At 64.1% G+C, this 19,762-nt stretch carries 25 protein-coding genes; 11 read left to right on the top strand and 14 right to left on the bottom strand.

All coding sequences use genetic code 11. The annotated features are described in order from the left end of the window. Positions 1-7: 7 nt before the first annotated feature. Entirely contained in the window at positions 8-1,108 is a 1,101-nt protein-coding gene (locus tag ABIC76_RS02295; RefSeq protein ID WP_343547222.1) for a branched-chain amino acid aminotransferase, read from the bottom strand. A 157-nt stretch (positions 1,109-1,265) separates the two neighbouring features. Next, entirely contained in the window at positions 1,266-2,819 is a 1,554-nt protein-coding gene (pdxR, locus tag ABIC76_RS02300; protein WP_354532834.1) for a MocR-like pyridoxine biosynthesis transcription factor PdxR, read from the bottom strand. Between the two features lie 141 nt (positions 2,820-2,960). Between pdxR and ABIC76_RS02305 the strand changes: the two genes are divergently transcribed. The 3 genes from ABIC76_RS02305 (at position 2,961) to ABIC76_RS02315 (ending at position 4,738) form a co-directional block, all read left to right on the top strand. Further along, positions 2,961-3,713 carry an SDR family oxidoreductase gene (locus ABIC76_RS02305; protein ID WP_354532835.1) on the top strand — a complete coding sequence of 251 codons (753 nt, stop codon included), beginning with the start codon at positions 2,961-2,963 and terminating at the stop codon, positions 3,711-3,713. Positions 3,714-3,732: 19 nt separating this feature from the next. Next, positions 3,733-4,137 carry a cupin domain-containing protein gene (locus ABIC76_RS02310; protein ID WP_354533531.1) on the top strand — a complete coding sequence of 135 codons (405 nt, stop codon included), beginning with the start codon at positions 3,733-3,735 and terminating at the stop codon, positions 4,135-4,137. A 169-nt stretch (positions 4,138-4,306) separates the two neighbouring features. Then, positions 4,307-4,738, top strand: a complete 432-nt coding sequence (locus tag ABIC76_RS02315; protein ID WP_354532836.1) for a F0F1 ATP synthase subunit B family protein — start codon at positions 4,307-4,309, stop codon at positions 4,736-4,738. Positions 4,739-4,770: 32 nt separating this feature from the next. On the opposite strand, the gene mdtD is transcribed toward ABIC76_RS02315, so the two are convergent. Further along, positions 4,771-6,138: a multidrug transporter subunit MdtD gene (gene mdtD, locus ABIC76_RS02320; RefSeq protein WP_354532837.1), complete on the bottom strand. Its 1,368-nt coding sequence runs from the start codon at positions 6,136-6,138 to the stop codon at positions 4,771-4,773. 176 nt (positions 6,139-6,314) lie between these two features. Here mdtD and ABIC76_RS02325 point away from each other — a divergent pair, with 176 nt between their 5' ends. Then, positions 6,315-7,172: a LysR family transcriptional regulator gene (locus tag ABIC76_RS02325; RefSeq protein WP_027679227.1), complete on the top strand. Its 858-nt coding sequence runs from the start codon at positions 6,315-6,317 to the stop codon at positions 7,170-7,172. Between the two features lie 13 nt (positions 7,173-7,185). Here ABIC76_RS02325 and ABIC76_RS02330 read toward each other — a convergent pair whose 3' ends face one another. Both ABIC76_RS02330 and ABIC76_RS02335 read right to left on the bottom strand, forming a co-directional pair. Continuing rightward, a complete protein-coding gene (locus tag ABIC76_RS02330; RefSeq protein WP_354532838.1) occupies positions 7,186-8,367 on the bottom strand; it encodes a GGDEF domain-containing protein in 1,182 nt (393 codons plus the stop codon). A gap of 200 nt (positions 8,368-8,567) precedes the next feature. Further along, positions 8,568-9,491, bottom strand: coding sequence for a recombination-associated protein RdgC (locus ABIC76_RS02335; RefSeq protein WP_206273607.1), 924 nt, complete (start codon positions 9,489-9,491; stop codon positions 8,568-8,570). A gap of 189 nt (positions 9,492-9,680) precedes the next feature. Between ABIC76_RS02335 and ABIC76_RS02340 the strand changes: the two genes are divergently transcribed. Together ABIC76_RS02340 and ABIC76_RS02345 are read left to right on the top strand one after the other, a co-directional pair. Further along, on the top strand, positions 9,681-10,106 hold the full coding sequence (locus ABIC76_RS02340; RefSeq protein ID WP_354532839.1) for a lipocalin-like domain-containing protein: 426 nt from the start codon (positions 9,681-9,683) through the stop codon (positions 10,104-10,106). Between the two features lie 37 nt (positions 10,107-10,143). Then, on the top strand, positions 10,144-10,713 hold the full coding sequence (locus ABIC76_RS02345; protein WP_354532840.1) for a YdeI/OmpD-associated family protein: 570 nt from the start codon (positions 10,144-10,146) through the stop codon (positions 10,711-10,713). Positions 10,714-10,725: 12 nt separating this feature from the next. On the opposite strand, the gene aroQ is transcribed toward ABIC76_RS02345, so the two are convergent. From aroQ to ABIC76_RS02375, 6 genes are read right to left on the bottom strand one after another with little or no spacing between them, the layout of a single operon-like run. Then, on the bottom strand, positions 10,726-11,169 hold the full coding sequence (gene aroQ / locus ABIC76_RS02350) for a type II 3-dehydroquinate dehydratase (protein WP_354532841.1): 444 nt from the start codon (positions 11,167-11,169) through the stop codon (positions 10,726-10,728). Between the two features lie 23 nt (positions 11,170-11,192). Continuing rightward, a complete protein-coding gene (gene aroE / locus ABIC76_RS02355; protein ID WP_354533532.1) occupies positions 11,193-12,026 on the bottom strand; it encodes a shikimate dehydrogenase in 834 nt (277 codons plus the stop codon). Continuing rightward, positions 12,019-13,245 carry a CaiB/BaiF CoA transferase family protein gene (locus ABIC76_RS02360; RefSeq protein WP_354532842.1) on the bottom strand — a complete coding sequence of 409 codons (1,227 nt, stop codon included), beginning with the start codon at positions 13,243-13,245 and terminating at the stop codon, positions 12,019-12,021. The genes aroE and ABIC76_RS02360 overlap by 8 nt, the downstream gene beginning before the upstream one ends. Continuing rightward, positions 13,245-13,703: a MaoC family dehydratase gene (locus ABIC76_RS02365; RefSeq protein ID WP_147217952.1), complete on the bottom strand. Its 459-nt coding sequence runs from the start codon at positions 13,701-13,703 to the stop codon at positions 13,245-13,247. The genes ABIC76_RS02360 and ABIC76_RS02365 overlap by 1 nt, the downstream gene beginning before the upstream one ends. A gap of 2 nt (positions 13,704-13,705) precedes the next feature. Continuing rightward, on the bottom strand, positions 13,706-14,098 hold the full coding sequence (locus ABIC76_RS02370; RefSeq protein WP_102066045.1) for a VOC family protein: 393 nt from the start codon (positions 14,096-14,098) through the stop codon (positions 13,706-13,708). Then, positions 14,095-15,045, bottom strand: coding sequence for a ketopantoate reductase family protein (locus ABIC76_RS02375; RefSeq protein WP_354532843.1), 951 nt, complete (start codon positions 15,043-15,045; stop codon positions 14,095-14,097). Before ABIC76_RS02375 ends, ABIC76_RS02370 begins: the two co-directional genes overlap by 4 nt. Positions 15,046-15,126: 81 nt before the next feature. On the opposite strand from ABIC76_RS02375, the gene ABIC76_RS02380 reads away from it, so the two are divergent. Beyond that, positions 15,127-16,047 (top strand): LysR family transcriptional regulator, encoded by a 921-nt coding sequence (locus tag ABIC76_RS02380; RefSeq protein ID WP_354532844.1) that lies wholly within the window; start codon positions 15,127-15,129, stop codon positions 16,045-16,047. 84 nt (positions 16,048-16,131) lie between these two features. Here ABIC76_RS02380 and ABIC76_RS02385 read toward each other — a convergent pair whose 3' ends face one another. The 3 genes from ABIC76_RS02385 to ABIC76_RS02395 all read right to left on the bottom strand — a co-directional run bounded on the left by ABIC76_RS02385 (position 16,132) and on the right by ABIC76_RS02395 (position 17,313). Further along, positions 16,132-16,422: a hypothetical protein gene (locus ABIC76_RS02385; protein WP_354532846.1), complete on the bottom strand. Its 291-nt coding sequence runs from the start codon at positions 16,420-16,422 to the stop codon at positions 16,132-16,134. A 59-nt stretch (positions 16,423-16,481) separates the two neighbouring features. Next, entirely contained in the window at positions 16,482-16,862 is a 381-nt protein-coding gene (locus ABIC76_RS02390) for a hypothetical protein (RefSeq protein ID WP_354532847.1), read from the bottom strand. Between the two features lie 124 nt (positions 16,863-16,986). Next, complete coding sequence (locus ABIC76_RS02395; protein WP_354532848.1) at positions 16,987-17,313, bottom strand: hypothetical protein; 327 nt, start codon at positions 17,311-17,313, stop codon at positions 16,987-16,989. A gap of 701 nt (positions 17,314-18,014) precedes the next feature. Between ABIC76_RS02395 and ABIC76_RS02400 the strand changes: the two genes are divergently transcribed. From ABIC76_RS02400 to ABIC76_RS02415, 4 genes are all read left to right on the top strand, one after another. Continuing rightward, complete coding sequence (locus tag ABIC76_RS02400; protein WP_102066039.1) at positions 18,015-18,248, top strand: isochorismatase; 234 nt, start codon at positions 18,015-18,017, stop codon at positions 18,246-18,248. 31 nt (positions 18,249-18,279) lie between these two features. After that, complete coding sequence (locus ABIC76_RS02405; RefSeq protein ID WP_102066038.1) at positions 18,280-18,534, top strand: translation initiation factor 1; 255 nt, start codon at positions 18,280-18,282, stop codon at positions 18,532-18,534. A 49-nt stretch (positions 18,535-18,583) separates the two neighbouring features. After that, positions 18,584-18,805: a hypothetical protein gene (locus ABIC76_RS02410; protein WP_102066037.1), complete on the top strand. Its 222-nt coding sequence runs from the start codon at positions 18,584-18,586 to the stop codon at positions 18,803-18,805. A 61-nt stretch (positions 18,806-18,866) separates the two neighbouring features. Beyond that, a complete protein-coding gene (locus ABIC76_RS02415; RefSeq protein ID WP_354532849.1) occupies positions 18,867-19,745 on the top strand; it encodes a lysophospholipid acyltransferase family protein in 879 nt (292 codons plus the stop codon). Positions 19,746-19,762 lie beyond the last annotated feature (17 nt).

A 19,762-nucleotide genomic window follows, 5' to 3' on the forward strand; every position in this document is an offset into this window, starting at 1 on the left:
CCCCGGCTCAGAACAGGCGGTCGAGCCAGCCGTGCGGGTCCGGTGCGCGGCCGTTCTGCAAATCCACCAGCGCCGCCTTCAGCTTGCTCGTCAGTTCACCTGCCTTGCCATCGCCAATGGTGAAGTTGTGCTTGTGGCCCTTGACCTTGCCGATGGGCGTAACGACCGCTGCGGTGCCGCAGGCAAAGGCTTCGCGCAGGCGGCCGCTTTGCGCGTCGGCCTGCCATTGGTCGATGGAGTAAGGCTCTTCACGCACGGTGAGGCCCATGCCGCGCGCCAGCGTGATCAGCGAATCGCGCGTGATGCCGGGCAGGATCGTGCCGGTGAGCGGCGGCGTCTGCAGCGAACCGTCTTCGAAGACGAAGAACACGTTCATGCCACCCAGCTCTTCAATCCACTTGCGCTCCACCGCGTCGAGGAAGACGACCTGGTCGCAGCCCTCGCGGGTGGCTTCGGCCTGGGCGACCAGGCTGGCAGCGTAGTTGCCGCCGCACTTGGCATCGCCCGTGCCGCCGGGCGCGGCGCGCGTGTAGTTGTCCGACACCCAGATGGTGACGCCCGACGATGCATCGCCCTTGAAATACGCGCCCACCGGGCAAGCAATCACGCAGAACAGGTATTCGGCCGACGGCTTCACGCCCAGGACGACTTCGGTGGCGATCATGAACGGGCGCAGGTACAGCGCCGAGCCCTGGCCCGACGGAATCCAATCGCGGTCCAGCTTGACCAGCTCGCGCACGGCCTGCAGGAAGAGGTCTTCCGGCAGCGCGGGCATCGCCAGGCGCTTGGCCGAGTTCTGGAACCGGCGCGCATTGGCTTCCGGGCGGAACAGCGCACCACCGCCGTCCGGCAGGCGATAAGCCTTCATGCCTTCGAAAATTTCCTGCGCGTAGTGCAGCACCAGCGTGGACGGATCGCACTGGATCGGGCCATGCGCGCCGATTTTGGCGTCGTGCCAGCCCTTGCCCTCGGTGTAACGGATGGTGGCCATGTGATCCGTGAATACGCGGCCGAAAGCGGGGTTTTCCAGCAGGCGCGCGCGCTCTTCCGCCGGAACAGGGTTCGGGCGCTTCTCGATCGAAATGGCCGATTCGACAACGTTGTTCATACCGTCTCCATGAGTGCAAGGGGGCGCAAAAACGCCCAAACCGCTATTTTGCGCCAACGGCGATGCAATTTGGTTGCGTATTCACGCACATACGGTATTGCCGGCGGCGGAAAAACGAGGCGCCCGACACGCGCGCGGGCGCCTCCAGTGCCGTCGCTCAACGGCCGGGACGCCGCTTGGCCGAGTCAGAACCCGCTGCGCCTGGCGAGGCGTCCAGACAGGCCCGCAGCGCTCGCGCGAGGCGCCCGGCATCCTTCGCGTCGGCCACGTTGGCAAAACCCATGACCAAGCCGCGCGGCGTGTGCCGCAAACGCGCATTGGCATACCACCACGACAGCGCACCGACGGCAAGGCCCGCGTCGCGAGCGCGCATGGCAACGGCAACGTCGTCGACCGGGCCATCGGGACCGACGGTGAAGCGCACTGGAAACTGGATGCCGCCGTGAGGCATGTCGACGATCATCCGGTCGCCAAACGCCTGCTTCAACGCATCGGCAATCAGCGTGCGCCGTTCGCCGTACAGCGTGCGCATGCGCTTGATGTGCCTGGCGAAATGCCCCTGCTCGATGAAGTCGGCCAGGGCGGCCTGCAGCAACGCGGGGGATCCGGCATTCATGCTGCCGGCCACACGCTCGACGCGTTCAACGGCGCGCTCGGGCACCACGGCGTAGGCCAGCCGCAAGCCCGGAAACATCACCTTGCTGAACGTGCCGCAGTAGATCACGCGGTCGCTCTTGTCGAGGCTCTTGAGTGCCGGCAAGGGGCGACCGACATAGCGGAATTCGCTGTCGTAATCGTCTTCGATGATCCAGCGCGATGCCTTCTCGGCCCAATCCAGCAACGCCATGCGCCGCGCAAGCGACAGCGTGTAGCCGAGCGGCGCCTGGTGCGACGGTGTGACCAGCGCAAAGCGCGCCTGCGGGTCAAGCTCCATGCCGCGCGCAACATCGATGCCGTCTTCATCCACCGGCACCGGAACGAGCTGCACGCCTGTTTCGGTCAGGAAGCCGCGCGCAAGCAGGTAGCCGGGGTCTTCAAACCACATGCGGTCGTTCGGGCTCGCCAGGCTGCGCAAGACAAGCTCAAGGGTTGCGCGGTAGCCGCTGGTCACGAACACCTGTTCCGGCAAGCACGTGACGCCGCGCGAGAGGGCGAGATACGTGGCGATGTGTTCGCGCAGCGCCGGATAGCCCATGGGATTCGGGTAGGCAAGCATCGCGCGGTCGCCGCTGCGCGCACGGCGTGACACCAGCCGGTTCCAGAGCTTGCGCGGAAACACGTCGAGCGCGGGCAGCCCCGGTTGCAGCGGCCTCGGCTCGCCGCTCATGTCGACGGCAATGGGGAGTTCGCGCCGCATCGGCTGGCTGCCGCGCGGGGCGCTCTCCGCCGTCGGCGCACCCTGCCGGTCTTGCCGGCCTGGCCCACGTTGCCCGCGCGTGGCCGCTTCCGGCAGCGAAGGCGACACGAACGTCCCCGCCGCCCCGCGCATGAGCAGATACCCCTCGTCCACGAGGATCGTGTAAGCCAGCTCCACCGTGCCCCGCGCGGTATTCAATTGCATGGCAAGGCCGCGTAGCGCGGGCACGCGATCGCCAGGGCGCAAGTGCCCCGCCGCGATGGCGGTACGAAACCGTTCGCAGATCTGCAGATAGATCGGCACCGGTTTCTGCCGATCGATCTCGATGCTCAAGGCGGGGGCTTTTACGGTCATGGCAATCTTTCCGGCAACTGAACTTGGCCTAGTCGAATCGATATTTCTTGGCCCTTACTCCTGGGGCATGATTCTTCCACACTGTCTCCATCCAAGCGCTATGCGCATTCACATTCATCCACGTCCTCAGGAGACTCTGTCATGAAGATCGTCGTTATCGGTGGTTCGGGCTTGATCGGCTCGCGTCTTGTCAAGCGGCTTGCCGAAGCCGGCCATACGGCGGTTGCCGCCTCCCCGCGCACGGGCGTCAACACCATCACGGGCGAAGGCCTGAGCAACGCACTGGTCAGCGCAGACGTGGTCGTAGACGTCACCAACCCGCCGTCATGGGAGCCGCAGGCGGTACTCGATTTCTTCCGCACCTCCGCTCGCAACCTTGGCAAGGCAGAAGTGGCCGCCGGCGTGCGCCACCACGTGACACTGTCGATTGTCGGCACCGACCGCATGCCCGAAAACCCGTACTTCGTCGCCAAGGTCGCCCAGGAAGAAGCGGTGGAAGCGTCCGGCGTGCCGTACACCATCGTGCGGGCCACGCAGTTCATGGAGTTCATCGGCGGCATTGCGGATCTCAGCACCAACGACGGCACGGTACGCATCGGTGACGGCCTGTTCCAGCCGATTGCCGTGGACGACGTCGTGGCCATCCTCGCGGAGGTGGTGCTGGGCGCCCCGCTGAACGGCACGATCGACATTGCCGGCCCGGACCGCGCGCCCTTTGCGGAAACCGTCGCGCGCTATCTGGAGTCCGTCGGCGACGCACGCCCCGTCGTGAAAGACCGGAACGCGCGATACGTCGGCGGGCAGGTCGAGGAACTGTCGCTCGTGCCACTGGGCGAGGCACGCATCGGCCGAACCGGTTTCCAGCAATGGCTGGCCGGGAATCATGCGGAGTAACGCCATGCCGTTCCAAGCCATGAAAACCATCGTGTCGCGTGCGGCAACGTTGATGCTGCCGCTTCTGCTGGCTGCGGCGCCGGCGATGGCTGCACCGCAGGCGAGCGTTACGCCGTTGCGCACCGATACGCCGCCCGAATACCCGGGCAAGGAAGTGGAAATGATCGTGGTGGACTACCCGCCCGGCGCGGTCGACCCCGTGCATCGGCACGACGCCCACGCGTTTGTCTACGTGCTGGAGGGCAGCATCGTCATGGGCGTCAAGGGCGACAAGGAGGTCACCCTCAAGCCGGGCGATACGTTCCATGAAGGTCCCAACGACATCCACACCGTGGGGCGCAATGCCAGCGCGACGCAGCCGGCCAAGTTCGTGGTGGTGCTCATCAAGACCAAGGGCGCGCCGATCTTGACACCTGTGAAGTGACGGGAAGCGTTGGGGCGGGCACGACATGGCCGCCGTAGGCCTGCGGACCGGGCATCATTCCTGCGTAATCCGAAGCCCTATGGTACGGTTGTCGGAATGAACGCCATGACCCGCCATCCCCTGCCGGTGCACGGCGGCACAGCGGTGCCGCCAGGGAGCGTCACGCACCATGAGTGATGCGAAACACGATCCGCGCCGCCAGATCCACGCCGAGAAAGTCGCCGTGAGCCGCGCCTTGCGGCTCAGTGTGCCGGCAGAGGCACGCCCCGCGCCGGTCAACCGAAAGGACTGGCTCCGACAGCGGAAGGAACAACTGCAGGCCGCCCGCGTTGCCGCCAAACAGCGACGTGATCTGCTCAAGGCGGAAATCCTCTCGGCCGCACAGGAAATCGCCCGCGAAGAGCGCGTGGCTGCACGGCTGGAAGCGGAACGCATCAAGGCGGAAAGCAAGTCGGCCACCGTGCATGCCAAGGAAGATGCACGTGCGGCTGCCAAATTCGAGCGCAGCAAGCCCGCCCGCTCCGCGTCAAAGCGCAAGACGCTGGGACCAGGAAAACGCAAATTGGTCTCTTACGCCGATCTGTTGCGCATGCGCGGATAGGCTATCCGCCGGTCTGCTATGGCGTGCAGGGGTCAGCGCGCCTGCACAGCTTCGGCCTCGACATTCTTGGCACGCGCCGGCTTGGAGTTGGCATCGAGCTTGCGGAAAATCAGCGCAGAAAACGCGGTCACCACGCCCATGGTGAAGAAGGCCAGCCGATACGCCGGTGCTGCCACGCCCAGCTTGACCGAGAACAGGCTGACAAGCCCGCCACCAATCGATACGCCCAGGCCGATGGCCAGCATCTGCACCATCGAAAACAGGCTGTTGCCGCTGCCGGCATCCTGATGCGACAAGCCTTTGAGCGTGATGCTGTTCATGGCCGCGAACTGCATCGAATTCGCCCAGCCGAACACCGACAGTTGCACGATCGACAGCGCCAGCGGCCAGCCCGGCGACATGGCCGCAAACGAGGCAATCGAGATGCCAACCACCCACGTGTTGACCTGCAGGAACACGTCATATCCAAAACGGTTCACAAGGGGAACGACCCAGCGCTTGGCGAGCATGCCGGCAATGGCGATCGGCAATAGCAGCAACCCCGAATGGAGCGGCGAGTAGCCAAGCTGCAACTGGAACAGCAGCGGCAGCAGGAAGGGCACGGCGCCCGAACCAATCCGGCAGAACAGGTTGCCGACGAGCCCAACGCTGAAGTTCGGTTCGCGAAACAGCGCAAGCTGGAACAGCGGTGCCGCACGCCGCTTCGCGTGCGGAATATAGAGCAGCGCGCTGACCACGCTCACAGCGATCAGCACCGCGCTCCACGGGCTCTGCGCGCCGTTTTCGAGCGCCAGCGAGAACGCCACCATGCACAGCGACAGCAGCCCGCAGCCCAGCCAGTCGAATGGCGCCACGGCACGCACGGCGTCGTGCGGCAGATAGCGGCGTACCGCAAACAAACCGACGAAACCCACGGGCACGTTGATCAGGAAAATCCAGTGCCACGAGACATCCTGCACAAGCCAGCCGCCCAGAGCCGGCCCCAGCAGTGGGCCCACCTGCCCCGCCACCGACACGAACGCCAATGCCGCGATGTACTGCTCGCCGGGGATATTGCGCAACACGGCCAGCCGGCCGATCGGCAACAGCATCGAGCCACCGATTCCCTGCAGCACACGTGCGATCACCAACTGCGGCAACGTATGTGCCGTCGCGCAGAACACCGAGCCGAGAACAAAAATCAGGATCGCGGTGAAATACACGCGCCGCGTGCCGAACTTGTCTGCCAGCCACCCTGATGCCGGCGTCAGCTTCGCCATGGTGAGCGTGTAGGCCACCACCACCGATTTCAGGTCGAGCGGCTTTTCGCCGAGGCTGCGCGCCATCGACGGCAGCGCGGTATTGACGATGGTTGTGTCCAGCGCCTGCATGAAAAAGCCGGCGAAGACGATCCACAGCATGGCGTTTTGCGAAGCGCCCGGTGGGACGGCGGGAGTTGAGGCGGTCTGCATGTGAATCCTGGAATGCCTGTCCGGAAAGCGCCGGACATCCACCCGCAATGCTACCGACGGCGGGCCAATCGGGAACCCCTCTAGAGACGTTGACTGTTATCCGAATCTCCGATGACAATGCGCCCATGCTCAATCCCGTCTGGATCCAAACCTTCGCCACCGTGGCCGCGGCCCATAGCTTTACGGAGGCCGGGCGGCAGCTCGACCTGTCGCAATCGTCGGTCAGCGATCACATCCGCCGGCTGGAACACAGCGTGAACCGGCGATTGTTTGTGCGCGACACCCATTCGGTGTCGCTCACACCGGACGGCGAGGCGCTGCTCGTCCACGCGAAGTTGATTCTCGAATCCTTGGCGCGCGCCGAGCTGCAGTTCAGTGCGCCCCGCCTGCAGGGCCGTGTCCGGCTCGGTTCGTCGGAAGATCTCGCGCAGGGGCCGCTGCCCAATCTGCTGGCAGCGTTTCGGGCGACGCATCCCGATGTCGAACTCGAGATCACGATGGGCATGACCAGCAAGCTGTACGAGGGTATCGAAGACGGCTCGCTCGACCTGATTGTCGGCAAGCGCCGCGAAGGCGGGCGACGCGGTGTGCCGCTGTTCCGCGGGCAGCTGGAATGGCTGGCCCGGCCCGGCACCGTGGTCGACGTGAGTCAGCCGCTGCCGCTCATCCTTGTCAACGAGCCGAGCGTGACGCGCTCGATCGTGTTGGACACGCTGGCCGCAACGGGCTGGCTGTGGCGCATCGTCTGCACCAGCAGCAGTCATTCCGGATGTATTGCCGCAGCGCGCGGCGGGTTGGGGATTACCGTCCGTGCGCAGAACCTGGCGGGCGGCGGGCTGGTGCCGCCAGTCAACGGCGACGTCTTACCGCCGCTGCCGGCCATCGAATTCATCACGTTGTCGGCACGGCGCCTGAGCAAACCTGCGGAGACGCTCCTGCAGCTCATCCGCAAGAGCGACCTGCGCGCCGGGCGCGCGGACTGAGCAACGCTCAACGTTATGACAACACGGCCTCGTCAACCTGGCCCGCCGCCTGCGCGACCTCAAGCCGATTGCCGCCTAGCGATTTGGCGCGATACAGCGCCTTGTCTGCCGCCGCCAGGGCATCCGCAAGCGACGGCATGGCCGCATCAAACTGCGCCATGCCGATGCTGACCGTCGCCAGGATTCCAGCGCCGTCGCTGCGCCGTTGAACCGCCTCGGCAAAGCACCGGGCCACGGCCTCGCCGCGCGCCCTGGCGTGGCGCGCATCGTCGCCGGACAGCAGCGCTGCGAATTCCTCACCACCGATGCGCGCGAGCATCACGTCGGGGCCGAGCACGTGTTGCGCGATCTCCGCAAACACCTTGAGGACGGTATCGCCGGCCTGATGCCCGTAGCGATCATTGATGGCCTTGAAACGGTCGAGGTCGAACACAAGCGTGGCGACCGGGCGGCTGCCCACGCCATCGATCAGCCGCGCGCCCTGCTCGAAGAACCAGCGGCGATTGCCAAGGCGGGTCAGATAGTCGGTCTGGGATTCGGTCAGAAGCTGGCCGTGGGCCTCGTCGCGAATGAGCTTCAGCAGCGTCATCGGCAAGACCATCGCGTACAGGACGCCCTCGATCATCGTCAACTTGCTGGCCGCCGCCTGCATGGCCGGCCCATAGGCCGAGACGAGCCCCGGCAGCGCAAGCGCACGCGCAAGGTAGAGCACCGCATGCAGGGCCGTCACCGCCACGACAAGCTGGCGCGGGCGCAGCGGCTTCAGCGCGTCGCATCGCCACATTTCGCGGGCCGTCATCGCGCTGACCAACGCGATCGGAATGGCGCTGACGTGGTTCCAGAGCACGTCTTGCCACTGCGCGCCCCACACCACCCAGACCAGGGCCATGCCGATCAGCACGCCTGCGGCGGCGCCGCGATGCTGCCGCCCGCTCAGCGCCGCAACGCCGGACAGCACCAGCAAATAGCCGCACAGCATGATGAGGTTGCAGAGTGCAGCGCCCGTCGCACCCGGCAGCGCGCGGCGGAACAGCACGGCCGTGCAGCCGAACGCGAGCGTCGTAAACCCGGCGGCCAGAAGGCGCAACGCCTTGCTGCGCCGGGGGTTGGTTCGATGCTCCCAGAACAGCATTCCCGCGCTGGCGAGCAGAATTCCGACGGCAAGGAGATAAAGGGTCAGGAGATCGACGTACATCCGGATATCAAAACTGGGCGCCGGCCATGGCGGCGCGCGTTCCGGATTTTACGTGGGAAAGCCGCTGTGCATCAGGCGCTGCAGCCCCCTCCCTAGGGGGTGATCGCGCTACCACCCGCAGAGAAAAGCAGCGGAAATGGGCCGGTCCGCACGCAATCGCCGTTACCCCAGCCTGACGGATACCGGCGCACTGGCGCAGTTCAGGCCGCTTTGGCCTGTTGCATGGCATCAAGCTGATCGCCGCCCAGACTGTCGACCAGGTCAGAGAGCATCCGCGCCAACTCGCCCGTCATGAGCGCGACATCGGAGTCGAAGCGTTCGTCGTCGTTCTGTGCGGTGGGGTCTTCGGCTTCCTTGATCACGTCGAGCGGCGTCACACGCTTGATGAGGAGCGACGGCGTCAGCACGAACGAGACCCGGTCGTCCCACGTCATGGCGAGGCGCATGCACTGCTTGCCCGCCTCGATGTGACGGCGCATGTCTTCTGCTTCGAGCGCGTGGCCAACGTATCGCACCGTGGCGCCGCCCTCGCCCGTCGAGCGCAACTCGGCGTCCTGGTCGACGGTAAAACCGCCGGGCGCCTCACCGGAGAGCAGCCACTCCGTCATGGCAGCCACCGGCGAATGCGCGACGTGCACATTGGTGAGCGGCAACTGATCGATCGACTTCACGAGCAGACCGCGCACGTCGTCGGCCACCGCCTGGGAAGCCGCATCGATCACGAGCCAGCCGTTTGCCGTATCGATCCACACCCGCGTATCGCGGCGGATGCTGAAGGCGCGCGGCAGGAGTTCGTCGGTCACCTGCTCCTTGAGTTCGCGCAGCTGCTTGCGGCCGGGCTTGAAACCCTGCTGTTCCTCCAGCTCCAGCGCCCGGGCCTTCGTCACCTGGTTGATGACGGACGCCGGCAGCAGCTTCTTTTCGGCGCGGAACACCAGCAGCATCTGCCCGTTGTTCGAATAGACGAGCGCGCCATCTTCGCGCGGCGAAGCCCAGCCGGAGGTCTGTTTCTCTACGCTGTTGCCCGGTTGAAACGCGTGGGGTGCCAGCCACTTTTCAAGCTGGTCGGGGGTCACGGCCCAAGGCGCCGGCAGACGATGAAGCTGAAGGTTTTTGAACCACATGGGAATACGGGCAAAGTCCGCGATTCTAAAGGATGGCGCGCCCCTCCCCCCGATGGTCGATAGCCGATGTCCGGCGCGGCGTGTGCGGCGCGTTCGGATGGCGCGGGTACTAATATGCAAATCCTGACGCTGGCAAAGCCCGAGTCAACCCCGGGGCGAGCTGTTCAACGGACGACGACAGGACACGATATGCCTGAACACGACACAAAGCTGCACGGCAGTTGGCGGTTGGTCTCTTTCGAGACCGAGCTTCAAGACACAAAGGAGCGCTCGCAGCCCTGGGGCCCGGATCCCAAGGGTTCACTGGTCTTTGGCGTTGATGGCCGCATGATGGTGCTTCTGACCGCAAAGGCGCGGGAGCCCGGCAATACGGACGAAAAACTGTTGGCGCTGTTCCGTACGGTGATGGCCTATACGGGGCGGTATCGCGTCGAGGGCGATCGGTTCATCACGAAGGTCGACGCGTGCTGGAATGAAGCCTGGACCGGCACGGAGCAGGAGCGGTTCTACACGCTGGACGGAGACACACTCGAGGTCCGCACGGCATGGATGCCGAATCCTCTGATGTCCGGGCATCCGACGGGAAGAGGCGTACTCCGTTTCACGCGCGAGTAAGCGGGTCTACGAATTCGACGGCGGGTGATCTAGCGCAATGCACAATCCAACACTGACGTTCCCCAGCCAGCAAGCCTGGGAGGCCTGGCTCGAAGCCAACGGCGAGACGGCGGCCGGCGTCTGGCTCCGCATCGCAAAGCGATCGGCCGAAGATGCCACCGTGTCTTATGCAGAGGCCGTTGAGAGCGCCCTGTGCTACGGATGGATCGACGGGCAAAAGCAGGCAGAAAACGAGCACTACTGGCTGCAGCGGTTCACACCCAGAACCGCCAAAAGCATCTGGTCGAAGATCAACACCGCCAAGGCCGAAACGTTGATTGCCGCTGGAAGGATGCGCCCGGCGGGTCTTCGCGCCGTCGATCTTGCCAAGCAAGACGGCCGCTGGGAGGCTGCCTATTCGTCTCCCAGTGCATCCACGGTGCCCGATGATCTGCAGCAGGCTCTCGACGCCAACCCGAAGGCCAAGCGATTCTTCGCCACGCTAAACGGCCAGAACCGGTACGCGATTCTGTTCAGGATCCAGAACGTGAAAGAGGCCGAAACGCGCGCAAAGAAGATCGCTCAATTCGTCGATATGCTGAACAAGGGCGAGACGCTTCATCCATAGCCTTGGCCGAGGCTAAGCCTGATCGATTGCCGAAACCGCCGCGCGCAGGGCCAATAGATAGCTCTGCACACCAAACCCGCAGATCTGCCCGCTCACGATGTCGGCAAACACCGAGTGATGCCGGAACGGCTCCCGTGCGTGGATATTGGACATATGCAATTCGACGACCGGACACGTCAGGATCGCCAGCGCATCGCGAATGCCGTAGCTGTAATGCGTCCACGCGCCGGCGTTGATGAGCACGGCGTCCTGGCCGTCTTCGAACGCACGGTGAATGCGCTCGCACATCGCCCCTTCGCTGTTCGTCTGGAACGACTCCACCTGCACGCAAAGTTCGGCGCCCAGGGCCTGCAACTTGGCGTCGATCTCGGCCAGCGTGATCGTTCCGTACTGCACGGGGTCACGCTTGCCAAACATGTTGTGATTGATGCCGTGAAGCATCAGGATGCGTTTCACTCGAGCCTCCGTGGTCGATTCACTCAATCTAGCGGGACGGTCAGCCGATCGATCACCGGGCGCGTGTCCGGACGCACGCCGCGCCACCAGACGAATGCTTCGGCAGCCTGTTCGACCAGCATGCCGACACCGTCTGCGAGATTGCGCACTCCCGCGTTTCGGGCAAGCCGCAGGAACGGCGTCAGGCGCTTGCCATACGCCAGTTCGTAGGCCATCCCGTCGGGGCGGAAGATGCTTGGCGGAACGGGCGGCAGATCACCCGTGAGACTGGCCGAGGTGGCATTGACCACCAGATCGAAGCGGCCCATTCCCTCCAGGTCGGCATATCCGCAGGCGACGACCACGGCGCGCCCGGCGACTTGCGCGGCCAGCGCCTGCGCTTTTGCGACATCGCGGTTCGCGATGACCAACTCCGCCGGCTTGGCCTCCAGGAACGGCAGCAGGGCGCCGCGCGCGGCCCCGCCCGCCCCCAGCATCAGCACGCGCTTGCCGGACATGGGCAGCCCCAGGTTGATCTCGATGTCGCGGACGAGCCCAATGCCGTCGAAGTTGTCGGCGAGGATGCGGCCGCCTTCAAACTTCATTGCGTTGACGGCACCGGCCAACGCTGCGCGCTCACTGCGCTCGTCGGCCATTGCAAACGCCTTGAGCTTGAACGGCGCCGTAACGTTCATGCCCTTGCCACCACCCGCGGCGAACGTGCGCACGACATCGGCAAACGCGGTATCCGGCTCGACCGGACCTTCGATGGCCGTGTATTGCATGTCCTGCCTCGCCTCTTGCGCAAAGAGGCCGTGAATGAGCGGCGACTTGGTGTGTGAGATCGGGTTGCCGATCACCGCATAGTGGTCAGTCATCATTGACTCGCTTCGAATAGAGAACGCCTTCGGCCTGCATCGCGTGGATCTCGTCTGCGTCGAAGCCCAGGTCGCGCGCCACTTCGGCGTTGTGCTCGCCCAGGTCGGGCGCCACGTCACGGACGGTGGTATCGCAATCGGAGAACTTGAACGGCAGATTTGGCAGGCGCAACGTGCCGTAGCGTGGGTGCTGTTGCTCGACCACCATGCCTCGCGCCTTGATTTGCGGATCGGCCAGCACCTCGTCGATGCGCTGCACCTTCGCGCATGGCACATCGATGCCATCGAGCAGTTCCAGCACCGATGCCACCGAACGCGCAGCAACCCAGGGTTCGACCACAGCGAGGATTTCCGCGCGGTGCGCGTTGCGCCCGGCGCTCGCATGAAAGCGCGTGTCGGCGCCAAAGCCCGCTGGCCCGCCATGCGCTTCGACCAGCGCAGCGAAGCGCTTCCACGCGTCGTCCACCTGCGCGGCAATGACGAGGTCACCGTCCGCCGCACGGAACACGCCGTAGAGCGTCGAGGTCGGCATGTCGTGGCCGGTTTGCTCGGGCAGCACGCCCTGCAGCGTGTAGCACTGCACCGCGTATTCATGCATCGACACCAGCGTGTCGTACAGCGCCATGTCGATGTGCTGTCCGCGCTCGCTCTTCACGCGCCCTAGCAAGGCCGCGTTGATGGCCGCAACGGCGTGGATGCCCGTGTACATGTCACCGAGCGAGATGCGCAACAGCGGCGGCCGCTCGCCGGGCGTCCCGACCATCTGCATGATGCCGCTCTTGGCTTCGGCAATCAGTCCGAAACCGGCGCGATGCGCATCCGGCCCGGTATGTCCGTAGGCCGAGATCGAGCAATAGATGAGGCCCGGATTGCGCGCCGACAGCTCGGCATAGCCCAGCCCGAGCTTGTCCAGCGCGCCGGGCCGGTAGTTCTCGATGAACACGTCTGCGGAATCGCACAGCCGCTGCATGAATGCCTTGCCGCGCGGGTCTTTCATGTTGACGCTCACGCCGCGCTTGCCCATGTTGAGCTGCAGGAAATAACCGCTTTGCTGCTCGTCGAGCACGGTGGCGTGCTGGCGACCGGCATCACCGGTGCCGGGGCGCTCGACCTTGATCACTTCAGCGCCGAGCGCGGCCAGGCATCGGCCGACGTAAGGACCGGCGAGAAAGTGGCTGTAGTCGACAACGCGAATACCTTCCAGAGGACGGGCCTGCATCAGAACGCTCCCGGCCGGCGCGGCACCATCAAACGATGCTCGCCGCGTTGCACCACCTGACCGTCCTGGTTGATCAGCTCCGATGGCAGCACGACGATGCCCCAGCCCGGACGGCTCTTGCTTGCCCGCATCTCCCCGACACGGAACTTCACGTGCAGCACGTCGTTCACCTTGATCGGCAGCAGGAAATCCCAGGTCCAGCCGAGCGACATGCCGGGCAGGAAACGGTAGTCGCTCTGCGTTTTCAAGCCGTCGGCAATCGAAAGCCCGAACAAACCATGCGCGACGATGCAGCCGAAGTGGCTGGCATTGGCATAGGCCTCATCCACGTGCACCGGCGTGTGGTCACCGGTGAGGTCTGCGTAAGCGAGGATGCGTTCCTTCGTGACGGTGTAACTGGGGCTCACACACGTGTCGCCCTCGTGGGCGTCGTCCCAATATTTTTCGACGATGGTCATGTTCATGCTTGTGCACGTGGGTTGATCGACAGCGCCTGCGCCACGCAAGACGCAGGCTTGGCCTGGATGAGTTCGACCGCCAGACCGTCCGGCAAGCGCAGCCAGTTACGGCCTTGCGGCATTTCGCTTACGCCGAAACCCTGTGCCAGGGCCAGCGCCGCTTCAAGGTCTTCGCACATCACGCCAAGGTGAGCCAGCCGGCCCTCCGGCCCCTCGAACTCCGGGGCGTGGATGAACTGCAGACCGCCGAGGGTCCAGTACTGCCGGGGTGCTTGCGGCGTGCCGTCGATCTCGCGCAGGGTCATGCCCAGTACGTCCTCGAAGAATCGGATGTGCCAGTGGATGTCCTTCACCCAGATGGCAACGTGTTCCAGATAGGCCTTGGGGGCGCTCATGCGGTGGTCTCCTCGCGTTGACGGTCAGCCATCGCGCGCTCGATGCCCTTGATGCAAGCGACCAGCGTGGCGTTGACCGGTGTCGGCACGCCGTACTGCTGCCCATAGCGCACGACCGAACCGTTGATGAAATCGATCTCGGTGATCGACCCTTTCTCCAGGCTTTGCAGCATCGATGTCTTGAACGCCGCGGGAAGGCCCTCGGCGGCAAGCGTCCAGGCCTGCTCCGGCTCCGTCATCGATAGCCGCACGCCCGCGGCCTGCGCCGCCGCGATCGCCTCGGCCACCGCCGCAAGCGAGGTGGCCTTGAGCAGCGCCTCTTCGTAGAGCTGGCCGTAGGTCAGGCGTGTGATGCCGGTCAGCGCGCCTGTGGCAACGTTCACCAGGAGCTTGTCCCACATGGTGCCGACAATGTTGTCGCTGACGGTGGTCGCCAGCCCGGCTGCGTTGAATGCGTCTGCGATGGCCTGCACACGCTGTGTCAGGCGTCCGTCGAGTTCGCCGATGTACGTTGCCTTGCCAACCACGCCGGATTGAATGTGACCGGGGCCACGCAACACCCCGCCCACGTAGGTCTTGCCCGCCAGCACCCGTTCGCGGCCCACGATCTCCGCCAGGATTGCTTCATGCCCCAGGCCGTTCTGCAACGACAGCACCAGCGTATCGGGCCCGACCAGGGCGGTCGCGCCGCGCATGGCCGCATCGGTCTGGAAGGACTTGACGAGCACGATCACCAGTTCTGCTACGCCAACCTCTGCCGCTTCCGTGGCTGCCAGCACCGGGATGCGGCGCGTACCCTGCGCGTCGTCAACTCGCAGGCCCTCGCCGCGCATGGCGTTGATGTGCGCCGGTGACCGGCTGATCAGCCAGGTCTCATGTCCAGCTTCCGTGAGCGCGGCACCGATGGCGCAGCCCAGTGCGCCGGCGCCCAGAATCGCAATCTTCAATGGCGTCTCCTTGTCATGTGGTTGCACGATAGGAGCCGGCACTTATACTGACAATACAATGATCCAAATACCGTTATTGCCATGGACAATAGTGCTGCGTTGCTGGCCGATCTGCCCGACCTGAAGCTGCTGCAGCTGTTCGACCTGCTCTACGACGTGCGCAACGTCAGCCGCGTGGCCGAACAGCTCGGGCAGAGCCAGCCCACCGTCAGCATCTGGCTCGGCCGTCTGCGGGACTACGTGCGCGACCCGCTCTTCATCCGCACACCGGGCGGCATGGCACCGACGCCGCAGGCCGACGCCCTGATCGGGCCGTGCCGGGAAATCCTCGAATCGTTGAGGCGTTTTACTGCGTGGGAGATTGCATTCGACCCTGCAACGGCGCAGCGGCGCTTTCGCATCTGCATGACAGACGCGAGCCACATCACGCTGCTGCCGCGTCTTCTGGCGCATGTACGCGCGCAGGCGCCCGGTGTCCGGCTGGAAGCTGCCCGAATTGACGGCAATACGGAACGCACGCTCGAATCCGGCGAAGCCGACCTTGCAATCGGCTACGTGCCCTGGCTGAGCGGCGGCATCTACCAGCAGCAACTGTATGAGCAGGACTGGGTATGCCTGGCCAACCGCCACCACCCCAGAATCCGCACCCGGTTTGGCGTGAAGCAGTACTGCGCAGAGGGGCACATCGCCGTCACCGCGGGCACTGGGGCGCAGCTTCTCCAGCAGGCGCTGACGCGCGAGCGCATCGAGCGCCAAGTCGTGCTGGAGCTACCTGGGTTTCTCGGGCTGGGTGCGATTGTGCAGACGACGGACTTGATTACCACGCTGCCCCGCCACATAGGCGAGACGCTCGCACAGGCCAATGACCTGGCCGTTCGCGCGTGTCCATTTCCGGTGGAGGGCTTTGCCGTGCGGCAACACTGGCATGCCCGGTATCACCACGAAGCCGGCAACCGTTGGCTGCGCGGCGTGGTCAGTCAGCTCTTTGGTGGATCGCGCTAGCTGGAAGTGCCAGCGTTGGCGGCGGCGTAGAGTAAGGCAGCAGATAGGCAATCCGTGCACGCTCGCGCCCGCCCCACTACAAAACTACTTGGGCATCGACTGGATCGACTTCCCCGGGACAAAGCCATCAATGATGGCTTCGGCCATCTTCGTCGCTGCCCGTTTGGCCACGCCGATGCTCTCCCAATGGTCGGCCGGCAACGCGAAAATACGAGCGTGTTCGGTACTTGGCAGCTCGCCTTCGTCACAGATCAACACGGAGGCACTGTACGACCGGTCCGGACGCCGCTCATGCCATTCACGAGGGGCATCAAACAGGTAGATGAGGGGGTAAACATCGAACCCCTTGTAGCGGCAAATCGGATAGGCGTCCACAGCAATCTCCGTTGAAAGGGGTGGCCCCACTGTACGCTCTTTATGCCGGCTCCATAGAACTATTCGCGAACAAGCAAATGCGGACGAAGCGGCCTTTGTACGCCACGGGATCCCGCCGGTCTCAGATCTCCCAACCAAGGCTGCACACTCATATCGAGGGCATGGTCGCCTTGTGCCGTTTTTTCGTGGAGGCTGTCTCGGATCACTTGCCCGATGGCGAGGCGGCACAAGGCTTCAACGCTACTGGTGGCCACCGATGCCAGATCCGATGTATTCGCTACTACCCTGAAGGACCGTCTTCCGTTACCCACGAAACTGGTGAACTGCACACAGCTCGGCTGCCCATCGCAGATAAAGCCGACGGTGATGGAATACGCCATGCCTTTTGCCGCTCCGGGGAGTGTGCAAAGAAAGCTCGTGTTGTCGGACGCGACAGTCATGTTGTTTCCTGGGTGGTCATGCACGGCACCCCTCGCCAACGCACTATCAAAAAAGCTCGGGGGGAAAGGACAACAAAAACGGGATGACGTCTTCGCCAACGTGCATCCACCGATTGGCTGAGGGTCAGGAATCCACTCCGAGATGGTCGACGGTGATCACGAACGTCTGATCGTCCGGATGCGCCTGCGCGTGCATGCCCAGACGCGCGCGCAGAAAGCGGTCAAGCCCGCACTGCAGCTGACAGAGGTCTTGCCGATCTGCGTGCGTCAACTGAGTCATGACATCGTGCGTGAATGCGATGTTCAGCGTTCGCACACGCCAGATGCGGCTACCCAGCTCAGGCACCTGCCAGTTTGCCGCCAGCACGCCGGGGCCGGCGCTCCAGGTCCGCACATCCTGCCCGGTAATTTCATCGAGCACCGGCTTGGTAAACGCGACAAGGTCGAGCATCACGGATCTCCATGACTTACATCGCGAGTCGGAGCATCAGCAGGCAGGCGTCCGTGTGCGGAACAGGCGAGGATGACAGTGTGCAGGGCGTGATCAGCCCAGGAGGAACCACCGAGCGCGGCGATCAAAAGTGCGGGCAACCGTGCTTTCGTAACAACGGAAGCATGATCCGGCGCGCCGTTGTCGGTGTGCCACTGTACTCCCATCCATGGACGGCGGTATGACGATCTTTCCGGCCACGGAACAGCATGTTGTGGGCGCTCAGTGGACGGGCAGTCGAGGTAGACGGGAAAAAACAACGTGTGCGCCCCGACATGTCGCGCAAGACGGCGCACGCGTTACGAGAAGCTGTTACCATGCGCAACCTTCGCCCGTTGTTCGAACCGATCGGGCTGGCTGCCCAGCAAGAAGACATACAAAACGCTGGTCACCCGTCGGGCGTACACCCGAATCCTCTTGGGCCACGCGGCCCATCACCTAACTGACCGGCGGTTTATCCGCTCCGCATGTGGCGTGCATGTACTGGCGCGCCACATACGCAAGTACGGTCACCTCGTTTTCCAATCGCTTGCGCCGTGCCTTTGCATGCATGGCCCGAAAGCGTTGGTCCTATCCATCGCGGCGTCGCTTGTCCTCAGGCATTGGTTCGCTCAAGCGCTCCAAGCCTGCCAACCGCTCTCGCCCGAAACCTTGGCAGTGTATTGAACAAAATCGACTCCCCGTACACGGTATCCGTGTACCCAATTGAACAAGAACCCGGCGTCTGGTTCGCCACCTACCTCATCAACGAGTACAGGGATGGTGCGGAACGCATCCTCGCCAACGTCTCGATGCGCCATCACGTGCATGGCACCGAAGCGCTTGCAAGGCATGCCGCCCGTGTTGCTGGCAGAGCCGCCATCGCACGCCTGGCACCTCATCACAACAAGACCTGAACCGCGCAAGCCATCAACAAAGGAAATCACCATGTCCGTTAGCGAAGAATGGGAAGAGTTGCATCTGACCCCCGATGGCTGGAAAGATGGCAGCTATCGCCACGTGCCGGGTGAGGCAATCATCGTCGCGCCACCGGCCGATGATGTGCTGACCGTACGCAGGCACGTGGCCGCGGTTTATGGTGGACCGTCACGCGTGACAGAAGACCGAACACCGCGCACCGACGACATGAGCCAGATCGAGCAATTGCTGTTGAAGTACGGCGCACCGGTCTTCGGCGTGTAGAGGGCGTCCGCGCCATATCAGATCCACGTTATTTGAAAGAGGAATCGGCATGACACTCTGCCCTGCTTGCCTTGCGATTGAAGTCCATCAGCTTGGTGCGCCAGGCCATGCCTTCCTGAAAATCACAGACACCCAGCGCATCAAGGTTTCAAAGGCTGCGGCCGTCACGGTCAGCACGTTCATCTGCCGCACGTGCGGCGCGAACTGGATCTATCGCGAAGGCAAGAACGTGCCCAACCCCGGATGGTCGCTCGATCAGCAAGCGCCCTAACCGAGGCTTTGAAAAGACGCTTGGCGGCATGTCAGGCAACCCACTCCAGGAGTGCAACACCGTGCATCGCCGTTCGCAGCTCGCCCAGCGCGCGCTACCTGTTCTGTTGAAGCTGTTCGCCTCGTTGCCGCTGCCTGTCATTCACGGCATCGGGCGTGCGGGCGGCCGGCTTCTCTATGCCTTACCCGGTGGATATCGCCGCCACGTTCAGCGCAATGCCGCTCAGGCCGGATTCGACGCGCCCCGCTTTGCTCGGCAGGCAGCAGCCGAAACCGGCGCAATGATGAGCGAACTGCCGCGGGTCTGGTTTCAAAGCGATGCATGCATGGCGCAAGTCATCTGCGAGGACTGGAGCGTCATCGACGAGGCCCTGGCCGAACGCAATGGGCTCATCATGCTGACGCCCCACCTGGGTTGCTTTGAACTGGCTGCACGCTATGCGGCGCAACGCATTCCGTTGACGATCATGTTCCGCCCGCATCGCAAAGCCGTGCTGCGCGGCCTGCTGGACGCCGTGCGCGCAACGTCGAACTTGACGACAGTGCCGGCAACATCGCAAGGCGTGCGCTCGTTTGTACGCGCGTTGCGCCAGGGCGATGCGGTCGGTCTTCTGCCCGATCAGGCGCCGAAGGGCGACGGCGTTTGGGTACCGTTCTTTGGGCGGCCGGCGTACACGATGACGCTGCCGGGCAAGCTGGCCCAGCAGACGAACGCGGCCCTCGTCATCGCTGCCGGCGAGCGCCTGCCCAGCGGGCGTGGCTGGCGGATGCACGTGAAGCGCCTCACCGGGCCGCTTCCCGACGATGCTGAAGCCCAGGCCGCCTGGATCAACGCAGAAATGGAAGAGATGGTCAGGCGCTTCCCTCAGCAATACCTCTGGGGCTACAACCGATATAAAGTGCCGACCGGCGCGCCAGCGGCTCCCATGGGCACCGCGTAAGTGGCTTTGCCGCTCAA

This window comes from Ralstonia sp. 1138 (assembly GCF_040544795.1).
In the GTDB taxonomy this organism is placed as follows: Bacteria; Pseudomonadota; Gammaproteobacteria; order Burkholderiales; family Burkholderiaceae; genus Ralstonia; species Ralstonia flatus.